14 protein-coding genes are annotated in these 21,899 nt (G+C 58.4%); 8 read left to right on the forward strand and 6 right to left on the reverse strand.

Annotated elements, in window-relative coordinates:
* The first annotated feature begins 9 nt into the window (after positions 1–9).
* The 3 genes from JIO00_RS14010 to JIO00_RS14020 all read left to right on the forward strand — a co-directional run bounded on the left by JIO00_RS14010 (position 10) and on the right by JIO00_RS14020 (position 4,276).
* Positions 10–207, forward strand: coding sequence for a YbdD/YjiX family protein (locus tag JIO00_RS14010; protein WP_010460111.1), 198 nt, complete (start codon positions 10–12; stop codon positions 205–207).
* Positions 208–427: 220 nt separating this feature from the next.
* On the forward strand, positions 428–1,249 hold the full coding sequence (ppk2, locus tag JIO00_RS14015) for a polyphosphate kinase 2 (RefSeq protein WP_010460112.1): 822 nt from the start codon (positions 428–430) through the stop codon (positions 1,247–1,249).
* Between the two features lie 141 nt (positions 1,250–1,390).
* Complete coding sequence (locus JIO00_RS14020; protein ID WP_200668521.1) at positions 1,391–4,276, forward strand: sensor domain-containing phosphodiesterase; 2,886 nt, start codon at positions 1,391–1,393, stop codon at positions 4,274–4,276.
* Positions 4,277–4,287: 11 nt separating this feature from the next.
* On the opposite strand, the gene JIO00_RS14025 is transcribed toward JIO00_RS14020, so the two are convergent.
* The 6 genes from JIO00_RS14025 to JIO00_RS14050 form a co-directional block, all read right to left on the reverse strand.
* Positions 4,288–5,196 carry an amino acid ABC transporter substrate-binding protein gene (locus JIO00_RS14025; protein WP_083376791.1) on the reverse strand — a complete coding sequence of 303 codons (909 nt, stop codon included), beginning with the start codon at positions 5,194–5,196 and terminating at the stop codon, positions 4,288–4,290.
* Between the two features lie 47 nt (positions 5,197–5,243).
* Positions 5,244–6,584: a putrescine-ornithine antiporter gene (gene potE / locus JIO00_RS14030; RefSeq protein ID WP_010460119.1), complete on the reverse strand. Its 1,341-nt coding sequence runs from the start codon at positions 6,582–6,584 to the stop codon at positions 5,244–5,246.
* 113 nt (positions 6,585–6,697) lie between these two features.
* Positions 6,698–8,131 carry an efflux transporter outer membrane subunit gene (locus JIO00_RS14035; protein ID WP_010460121.1) on the reverse strand — a complete coding sequence of 478 codons (1,434 nt, stop codon included), beginning with the start codon at positions 8,129–8,131 and terminating at the stop codon, positions 6,698–6,700.
* Between the two features lies 1 nt (position 8,132).
* Entirely contained in the window at positions 8,133–11,342 is a 3,210-nt protein-coding gene (locus JIO00_RS14040; RefSeq protein ID WP_077748410.1) for an efflux RND transporter permease subunit, read from the reverse strand.
* A complete protein-coding gene (locus tag JIO00_RS14045; protein ID WP_371857840.1) occupies positions 11,339–12,421 on the reverse strand; it encodes an efflux RND transporter periplasmic adaptor subunit in 1,083 nt (360 codons plus the stop codon). The genes JIO00_RS14040 and JIO00_RS14045 overlap by 4 nt, the downstream gene beginning before the upstream one ends.
* A gap of 208 nt (positions 12,422–12,629) precedes the next feature.
* The gene (locus JIO00_RS14050; RefSeq protein WP_102593712.1) at positions 12,630–13,820 is read right to left on the reverse strand and encodes a cation:proton antiporter; all 1,191 of its coding nucleotides are present in this window, start codon (positions 13,818–13,820) and stop codon (positions 12,630–12,632) included.
* A 469-nt stretch (positions 13,821–14,289) separates the two neighbouring features.
* Between JIO00_RS14050 and JIO00_RS14055 the strand changes: the two genes are divergently transcribed.
* From JIO00_RS14055 to nosZ, 5 genes are all read left to right on the forward strand, one after another.
* Positions 14,290–14,733 carry a CopD family copper resistance protein gene (locus JIO00_RS14055; RefSeq protein WP_077748412.1) on the forward strand — a complete coding sequence of 148 codons (444 nt, stop codon included), beginning with the start codon at positions 14,290–14,292 and terminating at the stop codon, positions 14,731–14,733.
* A 116-nt stretch (positions 14,734–14,849) separates the two neighbouring features.
* Entirely contained in the window at positions 14,850–16,196 is a 1,347-nt protein-coding gene (locus JIO00_RS14060) for a coproporphyrinogen III oxidase (RefSeq protein WP_102593711.1), read from the forward strand.
* Positions 16,197–16,218: 22 nt separating this feature from the next.
* Entirely contained in the window at positions 16,219–17,607 is a 1,389-nt protein-coding gene (hemN, locus tag JIO00_RS14065; protein WP_200668522.1) for an oxygen-independent coproporphyrinogen III oxidase, read from the forward strand.
* 110 nt (positions 17,608–17,717) lie between these two features.
* A complete protein-coding gene (gene nosR, locus JIO00_RS14070) occupies positions 17,718–19,898 on the forward strand; it encodes a transcriptional regulator NosR (protein WP_200668523.1) in 2,181 nt (726 codons plus the stop codon).
* Between the two features lie 53 nt (positions 19,899–19,951).
* On the forward strand, positions 19,952–21,874 hold the full coding sequence (gene nosZ / locus JIO00_RS14075) for a TAT-dependent nitrous-oxide reductase (RefSeq protein ID WP_370655154.1): 1,923 nt from the start codon (positions 19,952–19,954) through the stop codon (positions 21,872–21,874).
* Positions 21,875–21,899 lie beyond the last annotated feature (25 nt).

Genomic DNA, 21,899 nt, shown 5'->3' on the forward strand with positions numbered 1-21,899 from the left:
GGGCGCCAAATGTTCAATGACCTGAGTCGCCTCGGTAAATACCTCGGTCAGGCCGCGCGCTTGATGGTGGGCATGCCGGACTACGACACCTACGTCGAACACATGCAGGGCAAACACCCGGACAAGCCGGTGATGAGCTACGAAGTGTTCTTCCGGGAACGCCAGGAAGCGCGTTACGGGAGCAAGGCCGGGCCTAAATGTTGTTGAGGTAACTGGCGGCTTGATGCAATCCCCGTGGGAGCGGGCTTGTTCGCGAAAGCGGTGTGTCATTCAACACTGATGTTGACTGACACGACCTCTTCGAGAGCAAGCCCGCTCCCACTTTTGTTTTGTGTTGTCTTTTAAATCCTCGACGGCGTCCTCGGCGCCGGTAAATCTTCAACCATGGACTAAACTCAGCGAGCCAATCGACTGCGAGGTGTTGTTCATGGCAAAGGACAAGAAATCCACCAAGAAACGTCATTCCGTCGACATCGCGAAGATGTCCAACAAGGACTACCTGAGTGAACTGCGCCGACTGCATGTCGAAATAGTGAAGTTGCAGGAATGGGTGCGGCATGAGGGCATCAAGATCTGCATTGTCTTCGAGGGCCGCGACGGGGCGGGCAAGGGCGGCACCATCAAGGCGCTGACCGAGCGCGTGAGCCCACGGATCTTTCGCGTTGTGGCGTTACCTGCCCCGACCGATCGCGAAAAAAGCCAGATGTATGTGCAGCGTTATCTGCCACATTTGCCTGCGGCTGGCGAAGTGGTGATCTTTGATCGCAGTTGGTACAACCGTGCGGGCGTCGAGCGCGTGATGGGGTTTTGCACCAAAGAGCAGGCAGTCAGTTTCCTGAGGGCTGTCCCCTTGGTCGAGCGCGCAATCGTCGACTCGGGCATCATGTTGTTCAAGTATTGGCTGGAAGTCAGCCCGCAGGAACAGACCCGACGACTTGAAGCGCGGATTGAGGACGGCCGCAAAATCTGGAAGCTCACCCCAATGGACCTGAAGTCGTACAGCCGCTGGTATGACTACTCGCGTGCACGTGATGACATGTTCAAGGCGACGGATACCGGACATGCTCCCTGGCTGGTAGCCAACTCGAACGACAAACGACGGGCTCGTCTGAACATCATCACCGATTTGCTCAGCCGCATTCCTTATGAAGAGGTGCCGCGCGAGAAAGTGAAGTTGCCCAAGCGTCAGCGGCCAGGCGGTTATCACGAACCGGATTACCCACTAAAACGCATTCCCGAAAAGTTCTGAGTGCGTCGTCAAATCTTTCATGGGTACTAAAGCGAATAAAACTATTGATAAAAAGGTACATAAGCTTTAAACGGGAAGAACACTGGCGTATTGCTAGCAACTAAAAAGTGGATATCGCCAGTTTTGGCACAGGGAGCGCTGATGAGTTTTTGTCCATTGTCCGACTCCCCGCAGCAATCCGTTGTCGCCACGCTACCGAAGAGTCGGCCAGGTGCTGTCGGCACAGCCTGCAAGGGCCATGAAGAAACGGTTGAACAATTGCTGACCTCGGCTCGCCACTGGTCTCACACCACCGCATGGGGGGTGTACCGTGCCGGCGAACACATGCATCTGGTCGGGCAGGGCGACCCGCAGGCGAAGTGGCCGTCCAGTGTGGCGAGTGAAGAATTTGAGGCCTTTTGCCAGGCCCGACACTTGCACCGATGGCCCACCGGTCGAGGCGAAAGTGTATTGGGATGGCTGCTCGCGCCCATCAAGGATGCTGCGGAACCGGCGCTCGCCGAATTTGCCCAGCGCCTGGGCATGCAGGTACAGACCGATACCCTTGCCCGAGCGCAAATTACTCAACGGGTGCTGTATGAAATTACCTACCTCGCGAGTTCGACCCGCGACCGGTTTGTATTTCTGGTGGGGGTTCACCGGCTACTCGCCAGCCTGATCGACGCCGAGAACTTCTATCTCGCACTCTATGACCCGCACACCGGCAAGATTGACTATCCGTATTACGTCGACATCATCGACGTTGATGCCGTGGAGGCCGAACACTACGAGTACCTTGATGTTTCACACCTGTCGTTGACCGGCCAGGTGTTGACCACCGGCCAGCCGTTGCTGATCGACGCCGCCGGCATTCGCGCAGCTCAGGCCGAGGGCCGCTTCTACTGCGTGGGGGATCGTCCCGAGTTCTGGATGGGCGCGCCGTTGAAAAATGCCTCGGATGACGTGTTTGGCATGCTGGCCATGCAGGTCTACGACGTTTCCCGTACCTACAGCGCCGAAGACCGCGCATTGTTTCTGGTGGTGGTCCGCCACGTGGCCATGGCGCTGGACCGGATCCTGCACCGCGAGAATCTCGAAGGGATCGTCATGCGTCGCACCCTGGAGCTTTCGGCACTCAACGACGCCTTGAGGCAGGAAGTGGCAGAACGTGAGCGCGCCGAACATTTGCAGAGCGCGCTGTTCCAGATTGCTGAACTGTCAAGCCAGCCTGGCGATATGGCTGAACTGTTTCAAACATTGCATGGCATCGTCGGTGATCTGCTGTTCGCGCAGAACTTCTACATCGCACTGTTCGACGACACGACCACTGAAGTGACTTTTCCGTATTACGTTGATGATCGGCAGACAACTTGTCCGTCGGCACGGCGTGGACGCCGGGGCCTGACTGAGTACGTTATTCGTCAGCGTCGTCCTTGCTTGATTGACGCCGACGAGGCTGAACGATTGCATGTGCACGGTGAAATCGAAATTGCCGAAGAGTGTTACCGGTCCTACTCCTGGCTGGGCATTCCCTTGTTCGATGGCGATGTGGTGCGTGGTGTACTGGCGGTACAAAGCTATACCTCGCAAGTGCGGTATACCCTGCGTGATCAGGAACTGCTGACGTTTGTGTCGCGGCACATCGACACCGCGTTGTCGCGACGCACGGCCGCCGAAGCCATCCATTCCGCCAACCTCAAGCTCGAAGCCCGGGTGCAGAGCCGCACCCGAGAACTCGATCACGCCAATGCCAAGCTGCAACACGAAAACTCCCACGATGCGCTGACCGGGCTGCCGAACCGAACCTACCTGCAACAGCACCTCAATCAGGCCTGGTTGCGATTCGGCAGCGAAGGCGGGCACCTGGCGGTGATGTTCATCGACCTTGATCGTTTCAAAATGGTCAACGACAGCCTCGGCCACCATTTTGGCGATCTGCTGTTGAGGCAAGCCGCCCACCGTTTGCGCAGTTGCCTGCGTGACACCGACATGCTCGCACGACTGGGGGGCGATGAATTTTCGGTGCTCGCTCCCGACGCGCCGATGGACGTGGTGATCGAAATCGCCGAACGGATCCTGGTGGCGTTTGACCTGCCATTTTTTATCAATGGCCATGAGGTTTTTTCATCCTGCAGTATCGGTATTGTCAGCGCCGACAATCAGTTCCATCACGAACCGGCCGACTTGCTGCGCGATGCCGATGCGGCGATGTACCGGGTCAAGAGTGCCGGTCGCGACAGCTACGCGGTGTTCAATCAGGAAGTGCGCCGAGAAGTCTCGGACCAGATGGAGCGCGAAGGGGCCTTGCGCAATGCGCTGAAACGCACCGACGAACTGCTGCCGTATTTCCAGCCGATTGTCAGCGTTGAAACGGGTGAACTCCTGGCCCTTGAAGCGCTGATCCGCTGGCATCAGCCGGGCGGCCGAGTGATCGCACCAGGGGAGTTTTTGCCGAACGTCGAAGGGTTGCGCCTGATCGGTCGACTGGACCTGTACATGCTCACCAGCGTTGCAGTAATCCTCGCACTCCCTCAACACGCCAATTGGCCGCCGGTGCACGTGAATTGCTCCAGCTACAGCATGACGCGCCCGGACTTTGCCAGTGATGTGCTTGCCCTGTTGGCGCAGCACCGGGTCGCGCCGTCGCGGATCTGCCTGGAATTGACCGAAGGTGCCCTGGTGGCCGAGCCGGCTATTGCCCGGCAGAACATGCAGCAATTGGCCGACAATGGCATGTCGGTGGTGCTCGATGACTTCGGTGCAGGATTTTCATCCCTGAGCTACGTGCATCAATACCGTTTCAGCGGCTTGAAGATCGACAAGTCTTTCATCCTTGAACTGACCACCAGCGCCCGCAGTCGGGCGATCGTGCGGGCAATTGTGCGGATGGCCGAATCGCTGGACCTGAGCGTGGTGGCCGAAGGTGTCGAGGATGAAGCGACGCTGATCTTGCTGCGCGAAATGGGGGCAGGGCAGGCTCAGGGTTACTATTTTGCCAAGCCCATGGGGTTGCAGGCGTTGCTGGATACGTTACTTGTCTCTCGCTAAAACGGGGTGTGTTATTGCGGCAATGCATAGACCTTGAACAGCTTTTTAGCCGTGTCGTCGGCGCCCCCCAGGTATTTGTCGAATGCCTGCTCAATCTCGCCCGAGCGGTACATGTCACTTAGCGCGGTATCGACCAGCAAACGGAAGTCTTCATCGTTTCGATCCACTGCCATTGCAGTCGGTGCGTACTCGAAAATTCGGTCGAGCAAAACCAGATTGCTTGCAGACTTATCCGTGGCGAGAAGATTTTTCAGCACCATGCGTTCGGCGAAGAAGGCATCGGCCTTTCCTTCGGCGACCTGCTTGAGGCCTGCCGCGGTATTTTCGACAGTGACAAGCGTGGCCACGACCCCGAGTAATCGCATCCGCTCACGGATCCATGTCTCGGTGACTCCGCCTGCAATGGCGGCATAGGTCTGGTTGGACAACCCATGGTTGATCGTCGCTCGCCACGTTGGTCCGGTGTTAGCCACCTTGCCAGCAAGCGCATTGAGCAACGGCTGCGGTGCATCCTGACGCACCACTACCGAAAGGCCAGCCGTGTAGACCGGTACTGAGTAGCTCACCCTCTTGCGCCGCTCCAGAGTGGGGGCGGTCGGTGTACAGAGAATGTCGATTTTCCCCGAGCTGACGGCATTTATCTCGTCGGTGGGTGAGACCGACAGGTAGCGTATTTGCAAACCAGGCAGAGCCAATTCGGTCTTGACCTTGTCGGCGATCTTCAGGCACAGATCGATCGCATAACCGCTCGGTATATCGCTTGCCTGGGCGCTAAAAGGGGGGAAGTTCGGCAAGTAGCCGAGGGTGAAGGATTGAGTCGTCCGCACGCGCTCAAGCGTATCGGCACCCGCCAATACCGGCATCAGCGTGAGCAGGCAGACGAGCAGCAGGTTGTTGGCTTTGGACAATTTAACGTTCATATCCTGGTTCCCCGAATTCAGATGGCTGGCAGTCCTGAAGACGACGGTCAAGGGATGTTGGCCTGAGTCTGAGGCGGTGCAGATGGCTCGACAAACCGTTTGGAGAGGAAGCCGTAAAGCAGGTAGCCGAACGCCAGGACAAGGGCGCCGCCGAACACGGCTTCTTTGCCGCAGGCATACAAAGCGTACAAGGAGTAAGCCACGGCAATCAGTAACAGCGCCGTATTGCGGGTGTATACGCCTGCGCTGACTTTGGCTTTGTACATCATGACCAGCAGGCCGGTGGCCGCCGTCACATAGGGGATCAGGTTGGTCACTGCCGCCAGGCTGACGAGTTTTGCAAACTGAGCGCTGGCGTTGGGCGATATGGTCGACAGCGCCATCAAGGTCTGCAACACACCGCAGACAAGCATGCCGACAATGGGCGCGTTCAGCGCACTGACCTTGCTGAACAGTTTGGGAAACATGCCCTGGTCAGCCGTCATCTTGGCCGTTTGCGCCAGGGTGAACTGCCAACCCAGCAGCGAACCGACACAAGCCAATACTGCCAGCGCCATGATGATATTGCCGACTGTCGGGTTGAACATGTGTGCATAGACGAGCGCGAAAGGGGCCGATGAGTTGGCCAGTTCGGCATTGGGTATGATGCCCTGAATAACGGACGTCGACAGCACGTAAACCACTGCTGCACCGAGCGTGCCGAACAGGCAAGCCAGCGGCACCGTGCGCTTGGGATCGTCCACGGCATCGGAAGCCTGAGCCGCCGACTCCATGCCGAGGAAGGCCCACAGCGTCAGGGGGATCGCTTTGCTGATGGCTTCGGAGATGGGCAGTTCGTTGGGGTTCCATGCGGCAGCCAGCACGTCAGGCTTGAACCAGAACCAACCGATGATGCACAAGCCGGCCACCGGGATGATGACACCCCACACGGTGATCGCACCGATCTTGCCGGTGATGCCGGGGCCGCCAAAGTTGGCCACGGTGGTCAACCAGAGCAAGCCGACCGTTCCGATGAACAATGGAATGGCGCCACTTCCCAGCCACGGCAGGAACGATGTCATGTACCCCACCGCGGAGATGGCGACGGCCACGTTGGCGATAGCCAGCGAAAGGAAGTACAGGTACGAGCAGAGGAAAAACCCTGATTTGGCGTGTGCCTCTTCGGTGTAGGCAGACAACCCTCCTGGACGCGGGCAGAAAATACCGCACTGGGAAAAGCAGTAGGCGATGGACATTGAGCCAATGGCCGTGACGATCCATGACAACAATGAAACAGCCCCGAGTTGCGCCATGCTTGTCGGCAACATGATGATGCCTGAGCCCATCATGTTCACCGTGACCAGTGTGGTGAGCCCCATGAGGCTCATTTTCTTGCTTGAGTCGGCCATCGGAAACTCCTGGATCTGCTCGACGCATTGACCCTGTGCCCGACGCTTGGATACTTGTCGTCGGGCAAGGGCTTAACCTTGGTGTTTTTTTGACCCCATCTGCCTAGCGCTAATCAGGGTGGCTTTTCGCTGGCAGTGACAGTCAGCTTGTCCGCTTCGGTAACCCAGCCTCCGCCAGTGGCCTTGTAAACATCGACCATGGCGCTGAACACCGAACCCCGGGTCCGGGTGTAATTCAACTCGGCGTCGAACAAGCTGCGTTCGGCATCCAGTACTTCTATGTAGCTGGTGTACCCGTTGTCGTAGCGCAAGCGCGCAAACCGGGTGTAAGTACGCAACGCCTCGACCTGATTGGCCTGGGACACCATCTGCTCGCGGGATTTGCTCGCCGCCACCAGTGCGTTTTCAACATCCCTGAAAGCCGACTGAATGGTCTTTTGGTAGGCCAGCAAGGTTTGTTGCTGGAACGCCTCGGCTTGCTGGACTTCACCGGCGATGCCACCCGCGGTGAAAATCGGCATGCTCGCGGCGACACCATAGGACCAGGTGGCGGCCGGCCCGGTGAACAAATTCGAGAGTTGATCACTGACTGAGCCCAGTAGCCCGGTCAGGGAGATCGTCGGGAAATACAGCGCCTTGGCGGCACCGATGCGGGCATTGGCGGAAATCAGATCCAGCTCGGCCTGACGCAGATCGGGGCGTCGTTCCAATAAGTCCGAAGGCAAGCCGGCAGGCACCAACGGTAGCGTCAGTTGGGCCAGGTCACGTCCGCGCAGGATTGGGCCCGGGTTGCGTCCCAACAGCACGGCCAGGTTGTTTTCCTGCTGCGCAACCTGGGACTCGAATTGCGATACAGAGGCCTGGGTGCGCTGGAACTCGGAGAGGTTTTGCGCCAGTTCCATTTCGGAAATGGTGCCGGCACCAAAGCGCAGTTTGAAAATCTCGTAGGAGTCGCCGCGGGCCTTGGCAGTGGTGCGGGCGATTTCCAGTTCGCGGTCGAGATCGCGAAGCAGGATGTAGCTGGATGCCACCGACGACACCAGGCTCAGAATGACCGTGCGCCGGCCTTCTTCAGAGGCCAGCAGGTCAGCGCGTGCGGATTCATTGAGGCGCCGCAAACGACCCCAGATATCCAGCTCCCAGCTGACACTGAGGGTGGCCTGGTAGTTGTTGTAAATCGGATCAACGTTGGCATCCAAAGGCACCGGGCCGTTGTCGCGTGGCGCCCTGGACCGACTGCCTTGCGCGCCGGCGCCGATTTGCGGAAACATCTGCGAGCGCACCACTCCGTAACGGCCCTGGAATTCCTCGACCCGGGCGGCGGCAATCTTGATGTCTTTGTTTTCCGCCAGCGCCGTGCGAATCAGGTCATTGAGCGCCGGATCCTTGAACTGTTCCCACCACAGCGTATTGGACAGGTCATGGGCCTCCTGGTCTGCATAACGGTAGGTTGCCGGGGTGTCCGTGGTCGGACGCTGGTAATCCGGGCCGAGCATGCAGCCCGTCAGGCCCAGGCACACCACGAGGGGAAGATGAAAGGTGCGCATCTCAATCCCCCTCATGTCGGTGTTGCGCAGCGCCGCCGGGAATCTCCCCGGTCGACGTAGACGGCGGTGGCTGAGTGGTCTGCCTGACCGTGCCTTTTTTCTCGGTCAACCGTTCGACCAGGTAGTAAAACAGCGGGATAAAGAAGATTGCGATGACCGTCGCCGCCAGCATCCCGCCAATGACCCCGGTGCCGATGGAGTGGCGACTGTTTTCGGATGCACCGACGGCAATGGCCAGCGGGACGCAGCCAAGAATAAACGCCAGGGATGTCATCACAATCGGGCGCAAGCGCTCCTTCGCGGCGGTCATCGCGGCATCGTAGGCAGACATGCCGCTTTCGCGGTTCAGTACCGCAAACTCGAAAATCAGGATGGCGTTCTTGGCGGCCAGGGCCACCAGCATGGTCAAGCCGATCTGGAAATAAACGTCATTGCTCAACCCTCGGATCAGCACAGCCAGCAGCGCACCGAACAATGCAAAGGGCACCGCCAGCAGCACCCCGACAGGCAGTGACCATTTCTCGTATTGAGCCGCCAGGATCAGGAACACCATGATCAGGCCGAAGATGAACACCCGGGACGAGGCACCGCCGCTTTTTTTCTCCTCGAAGGCTTCACCACTCAAGGCCAGGGCGTAGTCGTTGGTCATGATTTCAGCGCTTATTTCTTCCAGCGCCTTGAGTGCCTGGCCGGAGCTGTAACCGGGGGCTGCGTTGGCGGTGAGTTTGACTGCGGGGAAGTTATTGAAACGGGTCAGCAGGTCGGGACCGGTGACGTAGCGGGTGGTCAGCACGGCTTTGAGCGGCACCATCTCCTGGTTTTTGTTGCGCACGTAGATCTGTTGCAGGTCCTCGGCCTTGAGGCGATAGCTTGGTTCTGCCTGCAGGATCACCTGCCACAGCCGGCTGAATTTGTTGAATTGCGACACATAGAGCGAGCCGAACATGGTCTGCATGGTGCTATAGACTTCTTCCACCGGCACACCCAGCGACTCTGCCTTTTCCCGGTCTACGTCGACCAGCAATTGCCGGGAAAACACGTTGAAGGTGGAGGTGATGGCGCCGAGTTCGGGGCGCTGCCTGGCTTTGGCGACAAACGTGCCGACCATTTCTGCCAGTTGATTGACGCCGGCATCCCCCTTGCTCTGAATCCATACCTCCATGCCGCCGGTGGTGCCAAGGCCGGGAATGGACGGCGGATTCACCGGCAGAATGATCCCGCCTTGAACGTTGGCAAAAGCATGGACTGCTTTCTGGATGACGGCGGGGGCGCTTTGTTCCTTGATTGTGTCCGAGTCCTTGTAGCGCTCCTCGAAATCCTTGAACCCGACAAAAAAGGCGCCGGCATTGTTCTTGTTCTGGCCGTCGAGCAGGCTGTAACCATTAACGATGGCAACGCCCTCGACGGCCTCGTCGTTCATGAAGAAGTCACTGGCTACTTTGCCCACCTCGCCGGTGCGATCGAGACTGGCGGCATCGGGCATGATCACGGCCCCCAGCAGATACCCCTGATCTTCCGGCGGCAAAAAGGCGCTGGGAATGCGCTGCGCCATGAGCAGAATCAACGCGATCATGCCGGCGAACAGTAACAACGCCATCACGAAGCGCTTGATCATGAAGGCCACCGAGCGCGAGTAGCCCTCGGTCATGCGTTCGAAGCTGTGCTCGAACCAGCGGAAAAAAGCATTTTTTTCGCCGTGTTGGGGTTTGAGCAGCAGGGCCGCCAAGGCAGGCGAAAGTGTCAATGCCACCAGACCGGATATCACCACAGAGATGGCGATGGTGATCGCGAACTGTTTGTAGAGCTGACCCGTGATCCCGCCCATGAAGGCCACCGGGATGAACACCGCGCACAGCACCAGCACGATGGCCACCACCGGGCCTGCCACTTCATCCATGGCTTTTTTCGCGGCGTCCTTGGGCGTCATCTTATGGACGTGCATGTTGCGTTCGACGTTCTCGATCACCACGATGGCGTCGTCGACCACGATACCGATGGCCAAGACCATCCCGAACAGCGTCAGCATGTTCACTGAAAAGCCCAATGCCGACATCCCGATGAAGGTGCCGACGATCGACACCGGCACCGCAAGCACCGGGATCAGGGTGGCACGCAGGCTCTGCAGAAAGATGAACACCACGATGACCACCAACACCAGCGCTTCGAAAAAGGTGTATATCACCTCGGAAATCGAGGCGCGGGTAAATGCGGTGGTGTCCATTACGATCTTGTATTCGATGCCCTCGGGGAAGGTCGTCTTCATGTCTGCCAGGGTCTTGGTAACCGCAGCAGACACGTCGAGGGCGTTGGCGCCCGGTTGTTGATACACCGCAATCAGCGTTGCCGGACGGCCCTGATAGGTGCTGCGCAGCGAGTAGTCTTTTTGTCCGAGTTCGGCACGGCCGATGTCCTTGAGACGAACGATTGCCGCCCCTTCGTTGCTGGCGCGCAGAATGATGTTCTCGAACTCTACCGGCTCGGTCAGACGTCCCTTGGTGGTCACGGCAAACGACTGCTCTACCGCCTGGCCGGTGGGCGACTGGCCAACGCGACCGACAGCAAATTGCTGGTTCTGATTGGACACGGCTTTTTGCACGTCTGCCGCAGTGATGCCCAACTGGGCCATCCGGTCGGGCTTGAGCCAGATCCGCATGGCGTAGTCGGGTGTGCCGAAAATACTGGCCTGGTTGGCGCCCGGAATACGCTTGATCGCATCCAGAATGTAGAGGTTGGCGTAGTTGGCCACATAGGTGCTGTCAAAACGATCACCTGCGGAGTACACGGCGAGGACCATCATGAAGGCCGAAGATTTCTTCTGCACCTGAATACCCTGGCTCTGAACCGCGGAGGGCAGTTGCGGCAGGGCCAGGTTGACCCGGTTCTGCACGTCTACCTGGGCAAGGGAAGGGTCGGTGCCAATCTCGAAGAACACATTGAGGGTCATGTTGCCGGTCGCTGAGCTCGACGAGTTCATGTAGATCATGTTGTCGGCGCCGTTGACCTGCTGCTCGATTGGCGCTGCCACATTATTGGCCACGACCTGGGCATCCGCGCCCGGGTAGGTGGCTGACACCGTAATCTGCGGCGGTGTGATATCCGGGTACTGGGCGACCGGCAAACTGACCATCGCCACTGCACCGGCCAAGGTGATGATGATCGAGATAACGGAAGCAAAAATGGGACGATCAATGCAATAGTGAGAGATGCTCATGGGCGACGCCCACTGTCTTGCACCGACGCGGTGGCTGTCGGTTTTGCCGTCGTCTCGGTTGCCGGGGGAGGGGGGGCGATGATATTCAGCGGCCCTCCGGGGGTCACTCTGATCGCACCATCGACCACGATGCGTTCACCGGCTTGCAATCCTTGGGTGATAAACCAGTCATTGCCATGCCAGTCACCCACTTCGACCACCCGTTGCTCGGGCTTGCCCTGTGCATTGATCACCCAGACGAAACGGCTTTTGGCTCCCTCCAGAACGGCCTTCTGCGGCACCGTAATGGCGTTCGGCCTGGAAGCCCCGATGGCCCGCACCCGCACGAACTGTCCGGGTCTGAGTAGGCCTGTCGGGTTGGCAACCACCGCCCGGACCAGAAAGGTCCCGGTATCCTGGCTATAAGAAGGCGCTGCAAAATTCAGGCGGCCACGCTCAGGGACAACGGTGCCGTCGGCCAGCACGACCTCTACGACGAACTCACTGCGCAGGGGAAAAATGAGGTGACCGGAAGCAATCTCGTCGCGGAACTTGAGCGTCTCGTTTTCCGAAAGACTGAAGTTGACGTAGATAGGGTCCATCTGTGAAACGGTGGTCAGCAGCCCGGATTCACCCGGCGTGACGTAACTGCCTTCCTGCTTTTTGGCAAAACTTGAAAGGCCGGTGAGGGGCGAGGCTATGGTGGTGTAACTGAGGTTCAACTGTTCGGTTCGAACCGTGCCCTCGGCGGCAAGCACGGCAGCCCGTGTCTGACGCTCATCACCGACAGCATTGTCCAGATCCATCTTGCTGACCGCATTCTGCGCCGCCAAGGGACGGACACGGGCCAGCGTAGCCTTGGCGACTTCCCAGCGTGCCTGTTGTTGAGCCAATTGGCCCTGAGCCGACAGCAATGACGCTTCAAAAGGTTTACGGTCCATCTGGAACAGCGTTTGCCCGGTTTTTACCAAATCGCCTTCGGTGTACAGCCGCTTCTCCAGGAAGCCGGCAACCCGGGCGCGGATCTCAACCTCGCGGGAACTTTGTGTCTGGGCAACGAATTCGAATGTTACCGGGGTGTCGCGGGCGGTGACCGTCATGACCGTCACATCGGGGGCTTGGCGAGCCAGGGTCACGGGCTCTTTGCCGCAACCGACCAGGCTCAAGACCCCGACCATAATGGCAACAGGCAAGCCGACGAGCTGCCTGACAACAATCATGTTTGCGCCCATTCTCACGCTCCCTAAACGCTTAGCCACGCTTTCGTAAAACGCTAACACCCGCAGACCGTGGCATTTCTGACAATAATCAATGAATACGACCGGCCAGCCGCGAGACCCATGGATTGGCGCTCAAGCCGTGCAGCAGCACGCTGAGTAAAACGGTACAGGCAGCGACAGATACCAAGGTGCGACTGGTTTCTAGAGGGTAGTCCAATATCATGACGGCGAAGACGATGCTGGCCAGGCCGCGTGGGCCGAACCAGCCGATGAACAGGCGGGTTTCGAAATCAAAGCCGGTTCCTGTCAGGCTGATCAGCACGGGCACTATGCGAATCACGGTCAGACTAAGCACTGCATACAGGCAGATGTTCAGGGTGAGATTGTTCCAGGCCCAAGGGATCACAATTGCGCCGAATACGACCCACGTGATGACCGACAGCAGACTGGCGAATTCTTCACTGGCTTCGAGCAGATGATGCTTTTGTTCGGTAAACAAAAAGCTGGCGAGCAACCCACCGACGAACGCGCCGATAAAACCGCTACCGCCCAATGTTTGCGCGGTGGCAAAGCACAAAATGGCGAGCCCCGGCAGTGTCAGTTGCGACCACATGGGGGCTTGCCAATGGTGTTTTGCGGCGTAACGCTGCAACAGCCAGGCAATGAGCGTAAGCGCCACACCACTGATTGCACCGATGCCCAGCTCCTCGATAACCAACTCTACCGCGAGTGAAAGCGGCGACTGCGTCTGCTCTTCGACCAGCAGTGCAAGGAACATCAGCAGCACTGGAACACAGATCCCGTCATTCAGCCCGCTTTCTACGTTCAGTCCTTCACGCACGGGGGCGGGCACCTTGGGATTACTCACCACCGCCTTCCCCAGCGCAGCGTCGGTGGGCGCCAGAAGGGTCGCCAGTATGGCCAGTTCCAATGGCGGTATTTGCGGGAACAGCCAGATACCGACCAGCCAGCCACTGAGCATGGTCAGTGGCAGACCTATCATCAATAAACGCAATGGCAACCCTTCGTGCGCCCTTAAAACCTTGAGGTCAGCGTTGGCCGCATCGCTAAAGAGAACAATGGCCAGTGTCAGCTCTGCCAGAATCCTGAGGCCGTCCTTGTCAATCCGGGGTTGCAGAATTCCCAGGAACGCAGGGCCAAGAATCAGGCCGGCAAGCATGAACATGAGTGGACCGTTGAGCAGGCGAGATTCGAAGCGCCCCGCAAATATGCTGTAGGTCAGGAGGAAGGCGGCAAGCAGAGCTAAGTTCTGATACATCGCAGACCTGCTTATCCAGGTTGATGTAAAGGCAATGGTGTCATTGCCAGGACGAGGCGCAGCTGAAATCAAAACATCAGGTTAGTCCACATGCTCGGGTTTGACCGGGTCGCCCGACTTCAAACCCAGCTGCGCCCTGACATCGTCGAGACTGGAGAAGCGATAACGCAGGATGAGTTCGTTCGTTGTCGATTCGTCTGATTTAAATCAAGGCAGGGCCACTCGGTACGTCCATTGAAACAAGTATTGCCTTGCCAACTGACTCAGTGGTGACCCAGGTTTCAGTTTTTTCTCTCGACCAACGATAAGAACGGTCGCTCCTGCACGTTCGATACTGATGGAGTGCGGTGAGTGTGGGTTTTGTGGCTTTCTTGATCGATGTCAACCACATGGAGCGGACGGTTCTGTAGTCTCCAGAGATCGACATACCCGTGCGTAACGGGTTGCCTTGACTCAAGGCGACACCTCCATGATCTATCCGCTGATTCTGACGTTGCATCTGTTTGCCGCCCTGATCTTTATCGGCACGGTGTTCTTCGAAGTGCTGTTCCTTGAAAGCATCCGCAAACAGCTACCCACCAGGGTCATGTTGCTGGTGGAGGAAGGCATCGGCCGGCGAGCGCGCTCGCTGATGCCGTGGGTGCTGCTGGTATTGTTCGGTGCGGGGCTCGGCATGGTCTGGCTACGCTACCTGCCAGTCCTTGCCTCACCATTGGCTTCATCGTTAGGCACATTGCTTGCCTTGAAAGTCGCGGTGGCCGTGAGCGTACTGCTGCACTTCCTGGTGGCCATGTTTTTGTTCAAGCGTGGCCGAATGAGTCCGCGGTACCTTCAGTTCATCCACGGCAGCCTGTTTTGTCACATGATCGTTATCGTGCTGCTGGCCAAGGGAATGTTTTATCTGACCTGGTGATCGGCTTTGACGGGTAGTCTGTTCTTCCAAGACTTTGCTTGTGCTTGATGCAAATCAAGGCGTATTGATCGTTGAACCCCGACACTGATGATCCGCAGCCAGTGTCGGAGACCTTCATGCTCGATTTCTTTTACAACCCCGGCGAGCTGGTCGCCCGGTGCGATCAGGGCGTGCTCGACCCCAACTGTCATGCCGACACGCAAAAATTCCATGAGGGTATCGGATCACTGGATCTGCTTCGCGCGTTGCGCGTCAGCCGCCAGAAGCGACGTCCGCTGTCCCTGAACGTGCAGCTACCCTCCAGCCTCAAGCTTTCCTTTTGTTCCCCTCGTGACAGCGCCGACGAGCACCAGGTTATTGAGCAGTACCTCCAGCATCTGGAGCAGGAGATCGACCTCGTCGGTTGCCACCTGGATGCGCAGCAACGGGTGGAACAGTTTCATCTGGGCGGCGGAACACTCACCACTGCTCACATAGGGCGGCTGATGAGTCACCTGCGTAGCCGTTTCAACTTTCTCTTACATGATTGCGGCGACTACAGCGTCGAGGTGGACCTCTATCAAACCGATTGGGCGACCATGGGTGTGCTGCGCGACCACGGTTTCAACCATGTCAGTATCGGCGTTCCGGATTTCGACAGCGACTGTGAAAGGTCGGTGGCCTGTTACCAGAACCCGGCGCCGATCCAGTCGCTCATGGACGCGGCGCGGACCTTTGGTTTTCGATCCATCAACGTCGATCTGGGTTTTGGTCATGCCTGGCAGACGCCAGACAGTTTTGCGTTGAAGCTGGCGAGCATTATCAAGCTGGAGCCAGACCGGCTGATGGTGTTCGATTATGCCCGGCCACCACGGCGCTATCGTCCTGTGCCCGGTGACAAAGTCAGAGCGCCGTGCAGCCAGGTCGATAAAGGCGCGATGCGCCAAATCTGCTTTGATCAACTGCTTTGCGCGGGTTATCACTACATCGGTATGGGGCAGTTTGTCCGGCCCGATGATGATTTGGCCGTCGCCCAGGAGCGAGGCCGGTTGCGCCGTACCTGTGAGGGTTTCTCCCGTCACGGCTATTGCGATCATGTTGGATTCGGTCTGGGTGCCATTAGCCAGATCGACGATTTGTACACGCAAAACACCGACGAGATTGAACGCTATCAGCAGCAACTGGACATGCGGCAATTGCCGACGTGTCGAGGCTGGCGCTTCGAGGCGGGGGAGCAAATCAGGCAAATGGTCATGGAGCGACTGGCGTGTGATCTGGAATTGGATATACGCGCCATCGAAAGACGTTATGGGCTGGTTTTTTCCAGGTATTTCTCGTCGGTCTGGCCGTTGCTGGAGCAATTGAGTCGTGAGGGGTTGATTGAGTTGTCGGACCGCTTCATCAGCATTCTCCCTGCCGGTCGGCCGGAAGTGGATGCCATCTGCAACCTGTTTGAAAAGGATGTGGGCGGTGCGAGGTGTTAACCCATTTGCGAGTTGATTGATCATGAAGCCTTCCTTTGATTTCAATCGCGCCCTGGTTGAAAAGTATGACCGCCCGGGGCCGCGCTACACTTCTTACCCAACCGCGCCACAGTTCCATCAGGCCTTTGCCGTTGACGACTATCAGCGTGCCGCCCGCGAGAGCAACCAGGCGAGCGCGTCGAAACCGCTGTCGGTGTATATCCACATTCCGTTTTGCAAAAGTCTTTGTTACTACTGCGCCTGCAACAAAATCATTACCCAGAAAACCCATCGCGCCGTCGAGTACCTTCGGTACCTCAAGCTTGAGATTGCGATGCAGGCGGCCTTGTTCGATAGCACCCGTAAACTCACGCAATTGCACCTGGGCGGCGGCACGCCTACTTATTTAACCAGTGAACAGCTCGCGGACCTGATGGATTGCCTGCACCAGGCGTTCAACATGGATGACAGCGATGACCATGAGTTTTCCATCGAAGTCGACCCGCGCACCATCAGCACCGAGCAGATCCAGTCGCTGCGCCAGTTGGGCTTCAATCGCCTGAGCTTCGGTGTTCAGGATTTCGACCCCGACGTGCAGGCCGCGGTCAATCGCCAGCAAAGTGAAGAGCAGATTTATGCGCTGGTTGCTGCGGCACGCGAGGCGCAATTCAAGTCGATCAGCGTCGATCTGATCTATGGCCTGCCGTTGCAAACCGTGCAGAGTTTCGACGTCACCCTCGGCAAGATCATCGCGCTGCGTCCGGACCGGATTGCCGCCTACAGCTACGCGCATCTGCCGGAAATGGTTCGCGCACAACGGTTGATTCGTCCCGCCGACATGCCGCCGCCGGAGCGCAAGCTGGAATTGCTTGAACTGACCATCCGCCGTCTGACCGCGGCCGGTTACGTCTATATCGGCATGGATCATTTCGCCTTGCCGGACGACGAGCTGTCGCTGGCCCGGGCCAATGGCACCCTGCAGCGTAACTTTCAGGGCTACTCCACCCACGCCGACTGCGACTTGATCGGCCTCGGCGTGTCCTCGATCGGCAAGGTCGGCGACAGCTACAGCCAGAGCGTCAAGGAGCTGTCTCAGTACTACGCGCGTCTGGACCAAGGCCTGCTACCGGTGCATCGCGGTTACCGCTTGAGCGCAGACGACTTGCTGCGCCGCGAAGTGATCAGCGACCTGATGTGCCATGGCCGTATTACGTTTAACCGCTATGAAATGCGTCATGACATTCTCTTCACCGAGTACTTTGCCGACGCCTTGGCCCAACTGGAGGAGCATGTTCGCGACGGACTGCTGCAGATCCACTGCGACGAACTGGTGCTGTTACCACAGGGGCACTTGATGATGCGCAGTGCCGCGATGGCGTTTGACGCCTATCTGGGTAGTGAGCAAAAAGGCCTGTTTTCACGCACGGTTTGAGTCATTGGCGCCTGTCCTCAAGGGCTAATTTCTCAAGTTGATTTCAATCAAGGGCAGGGGGCGCAACGCTCCCTAACATGACCGAAAGCCCTTTTGAAATCAGCGAGCCCATGACAATCCATCCGCCTTCGATACACGGCAACCTGCGCGCCTGGGGCGTCGGGCTGGTGGTCATGCTAATGCTGATGCTCGCCACCTTTGAGGCGGTGCAAGCCAAGCAATACGGCGACATCGAGCAGCAGCGCATCGAGAAAACCTTCCCTCAGACCGATTCCGTTTCCGCCCCCGAAGGCCGGTTCAAGGTGCGCACGCTGTCCGCCGCCGGCAAAGTGCTCGGCTATGTGTTCCAGAGTCTGGACGTGGTGGACATTCCTGCCTACTCGGGCAAGCCGATCAATACCCAGGTGATCCTCGACACTGCTGGTGCGATTCAGGATGCCTATGTGCTGGAGCACCATGAGCCCATTCTGCTGATCGGCATTCCTGAGGCAAAACTTCACGGCTTCAGTGCCAGGTACAAGGGCATCAAGGTCAGCCAGCGGGTGGTCGTCGGCCATTCCAGCGACCCGAAGGCCGTCACCGTCGATGCGATTGCCGGGGCTACCGTCACGGCGATGGTGGTCAACGAGGTCATCATGCGCGCCGCCCACGACGTGGCCGTATCGCTCAAGCTGATCGAGGACACGGGCGGTGTGGCGCGCATGCCTGCCACCGTGCGCCAGGACTTTTTCGAACCCGTCACCTGGGAACAACTGACCGGCAACGGCGCCATCCGCCGCTTGAACCTGACCCGTGGCCAGGTCGACGCCGCCTTCAAGGGCACCGACGCCGAAGGCGTGGAAAACGCCGCCGCCGATCAGGTGGATGAGACCTTTATCGAGCTCTACACCGCCGACCTGAATCCGCCGACCATCGGCCGTGCGCTGCTGGGCGACAATCAATATCGCTTACTTATGCAGGACCTCAAGCCCGGCGAGCAGGCCATTGTGGTGCTGGGTCGTGGGCTTTTTTCCTATAAAGGCTCGGGGTATGTGCGCGGCGGGATTTTCGATCGGGTGCAATTGCGCCAGTTCGGCAACGTCATCAGTTTTCGCGACATGGACCACCAGCGGCTCTCCGACGTCTTTGCCAAGGGCATGCCGGAATTCACTGAAATGTCGATTTTCATTGTGCGCGAGCCGGCCCGGTTCGACCCGGGATCGCCCTGGTCCCTGGAGTTGCTGGTGCGTCGTCAAACCGGGCCGCTCAGTGGCACGTTCAGCAGCTTCGAACTGCCTTATCAACTGCCCGAGCCATACCTTGAGCGGCCACTGCCCAGCGCCGAAGAATTGGCCGCCCTCGAGGAAGCCGGTCGGCCGATATGGTTGACCATCTGGTACCAGAAATCCTTTCAGATCACCGTGCTCGGCAGCGCATTACTGCTGCTGATGGCGATCCTGTTCCTGCAGGACTCCTTCACGCGTCGGCCACGTTTTCTGCACTGGCTGCGCCGAGGTTACCTGGTCTTTACCGTGGTGTTTCTCGGCTGGTATGCGCTGGGGCAACTGTCGGTGGTCAATGTGCTGACCTTCGCCCATGCGCTGTTCGATCACTTTCGCTGGGAGCTGTTTCTCACCGACCCGCTGATCTTCATGCTCTGGGTCTTCACCGCTGCGAGCATTCTGCTGTGGGGGCGGGGCGTATTCTGCGGCTGGTTGTGCCCGTTCGGTGCGTTGCAGGAGCTGATCAACGAAGCCGCGCGCAAGCTGAGAATCCCCCAATACGAATTGCCTTTCGCGGTGCATGAACGGCTGTGGGCCATCAAATACATCATTTTGCTGCTGCTGTTCGGCCTCTCCCTTGAGTCGATGTCCACCGCCGAATTGTTCGCCGAGGTGGAACCGTTCAAGACCGCTGTCACCCTCAAGTTCGACCGCCAATGGTGGTTCGTCCTCTACGCGGTAGCACTGCTGGTCATCAACCTCTTCACCCGCAAAGTCTATTGCCGCTACATCTGCCCGTTGGGAGCCGCGCTGGCGATTCCGAGCAAATTTCGCCTGTTCGACTGGCTCAAACGCCGCAAGGACTGTGGCACTCCCTGCCAGCTGTGCGCCAAGGAGTGCGAGATCCAGGCGATTCATCCCGATGGCCGAATCAATGCCAACGAGTGCCACTACTGCCTCGATTGCCAGATGACTTACCAGAACGACAACAAGTGTCCGCCGCTGATCAACAAGCGCAAGAAGCGCGGCAAACCGGCACCCATCGCTGTGCAACTGATACCTGTCGTGGAAGTGAGCGCTCTGGAATGAATCCCGCGAGCGCCTGTGCGCTGCGACCGTTTTTATCCCTTCAAGGAACACACCTGATGAACGACACAGAATCCAAGAAAACCACTGAAGTGCCGGAATCGACCGGCCTCAGTCGTCGCGGTTTCCTGGGCACCAGTGCGGTGACCGGTGCGGTACTGGCCGGTGCCACGGCCATCGGTGGCGCGGTGTTTACCCGTGAGACCTGGGCGGCTGCGGCCAAGGACGCGCAACTCAAAACCCACGTCGGGCCGGGCGAACTGGACCAGTACTACGGTTTCTGGAGTGGCGGTCATCAGGGGGAAGTGCGGATCATGGGCATTCCGTCGATGCGCGAGCTGTTGCGTGTACCGGTGTTCAACGTCGACTCCGCCACTGGCTGGGGCCTGACCAACGAAAGCAAACGGATCATGGGCGACAGCGCGCATTTCCAGAATGGCGACTGCCACCACCCGCATTTGTCCATGACTGACGGCAAGTACGACGGCAAATACCTGTTCATCAATGACAAGGCCAACAGCCGTGTTGCGCGAATCCGTCTGGACATCATGAAGTGCGACAAGATGCTCACCGTGCCCAATGTGCAGGCCGTTCACGGGCTGCGCCTGCAAAAAGTGCCGCACACAAAATACGTGTTCGCCAATGCCGAATTCGTGATTCCACACCCCAATGACGGCAGCACCTTCGACCTGCAGGACAAGAACAGCTACACGATGTTTAACGCCATCGATGCCGAGAAAATGGAGATGGCCTTCCAGGTCATTGTCGATGGCAACCTGGACAACACCGACGCCGACTACACCGGCAAATACGCGGCGTCCACCTGCTACAACTCGGAGAAGGCCTACGACCTGGGCGGCATGATGCGCAACGAGCGCGACTGGGTGGTGGTGTTTAACATCCCGCGCATCGAAGCGGCGATCAAGGCTGGCAAGTTCATCACCCTGGATGGCTCGAAAGTGCCGGTGGTCGACGGTCGTAAAACCGATGGCAAGGACAGCGCATTCACCCGTTACATCCCGACGCCGAAGAACCCCCACGGCCTCAATACCTCGCCTGATGGCAAATACTTCATTGCCAACGGCAAGCTTTCGCCGACCTGCACCATCATTGCCATCGCCAAGCTTGACGATCTGTTCGACGACAAATTCAAGGACCCGCGCGACGTGGTGGTCGGTGAACCCGAGCTCGGTCTGGGCCCGCTGCACACCACTTACGACGGCCGCGGCAATGCCTATACCACGCTGTTTATCGACAGCCAGGTGGTGAAGTGGAACGTGGAGGAGGCCATTCGCGCGTACACCGGCGAGAAGGTCAACTACATCAAGCAGAAACTCGACGTGCAATACCAGCCAGGCCACAACCATGCGTCGCTGACCGAAACCAGTGAGGCCGACGGCCAATGGCTGATGGTGCTCAGCAAGTTTTCCAAGGATCGCTTCCTGCCGACCGGCCCGCTGCACCCGGAAAACGATCAACTGATCGATATCTCCGGCGAGGAAATGAAACTGGTGCATGACGGCCCGGCCTTCGCCGAACCCCACGACTGCGTCATGGCCCGCCGCGACCAGATCAAGACCAAGAAGATCTGGGACCGCAACGACCCGTTTTTTGCCGAGACGGTGGCGATCGCCGCCAAAGACGGGATCAAGCTGGAGACCGACAACAAGGTCATCCGCGACGGCAACAAAGTCCGCGTCTACATGACCTCGATGGCCCCGGCCTACGGTTTGCCGGAGTTCACCGTCAAACAAGGCAACGAGGTCACGGTGACCATCACCAACATCGACCAGATTGAAGACGTGACCCACGGCTTCGTGATGACCAACCATGGCGTGAGCATGGAAATCAGCCCGCAGCAGACCTCGTCGATCACCTTCATCGCCGACAAGGCCGGCCTGCACTGGTACTACTGCAGCTGGTTCTGCCATGCGCTGCACATGGAAATGGTCGGCCGCATGAAGGTCGAGAAGGCCTGACCGTTGCCCATCGACAGGAGCGAAG

Source organism: Pseudomonas sp. SW-3, from assembly GCF_016615645.1.
In the GTDB taxonomy this organism is placed as follows: Bacteria; Pseudomonadota; Gammaproteobacteria; order Pseudomonadales; family Pseudomonadaceae; genus Aquipseudomonas; species Aquipseudomonas mandelii.

Excerpts from the sequence above, each read along its gene's own strand:
- JIO00_RS14055 (WP_077748412.1), top strand. The coding sequence starts at position 14,290 with ATGATCTATCCGCTGATTCTGACGTTGCATCTGTTTGCCGCCCTGATC.
- ppk2 (WP_010460112.1), top strand. The coding sequence starts at position 428 with ATGGCAAAGGACAAGAAATCCACCAAGAAACGTCATTCCGTCGACATC.
- JIO00_RS14035 (WP_010460121.1), bottom strand. The coding sequence starts at position 8,131 with ATGCGCACCTTTCATCTTCCCCTCGTGGTGTGCCTGGGCCTGACGGGC.
- nosR (WP_200668523.1), top strand. The coding sequence starts at position 17,718 with ATGACAATCCATCCGCCTTCGATACACGGCAACCTGCGCGCCTGGGGC.
- JIO00_RS14050 (WP_102593712.1), bottom strand. The coding sequence starts at position 13,820 with ATGTATCAGAACTTAGCTCTGCTTGCCGCCTTCCTCCTGACCTACAGC.
- JIO00_RS14040 (WP_077748410.1), bottom strand. The coding sequence starts at position 11,342 with ATGAGCATCTCTCACTATTGCATTGATCGTCCCATTTTTGCTTCCGTT.
- JIO00_RS14045 (WP_371857840.1), bottom strand. The coding sequence starts at position 12,421 with ATGACGGTCACCGCCCGCGACACCCCGGTAACATTCGAATTCGTTGCC.
- potE (WP_010460119.1), bottom strand. The coding sequence starts at position 6,584 with ATGGCCGACTCAAGCAAGAAAATGAGCCTCATGGGGCTCACCACACTG.
- hemN (WP_200668522.1), top strand. The coding sequence starts at position 16,219 with ATGAAGCCTTCCTTTGATTTCAATCGCGCCCTGGTTGAAAAGTATGAC.
- JIO00_RS14010 (WP_010460111.1), top strand. The coding sequence starts at position 10 with ATGTTCAATGACCTGAGTCGCCTCGGTAAATACCTCGGTCAGGCCGCG.
- JIO00_RS14025 (WP_083376791.1), bottom strand. The coding sequence starts at position 5,196 with ATGAACGTTAAATTGTCCAAAGCCAACAACCTGCTGCTCGTCTGCCTG.
- JIO00_RS14020 (WP_200668521.1), top strand. The coding sequence starts at position 1,391 with ATGAGTTTTTGTCCATTGTCCGACTCCCCGCAGCAATCCGTTGTCGCC.
- JIO00_RS14060 (WP_102593711.1), top strand. The coding sequence starts at position 14,850 with ATGCTCGATTTCTTTTACAACCCCGGCGAGCTGGTCGCCCGGTGCGAT.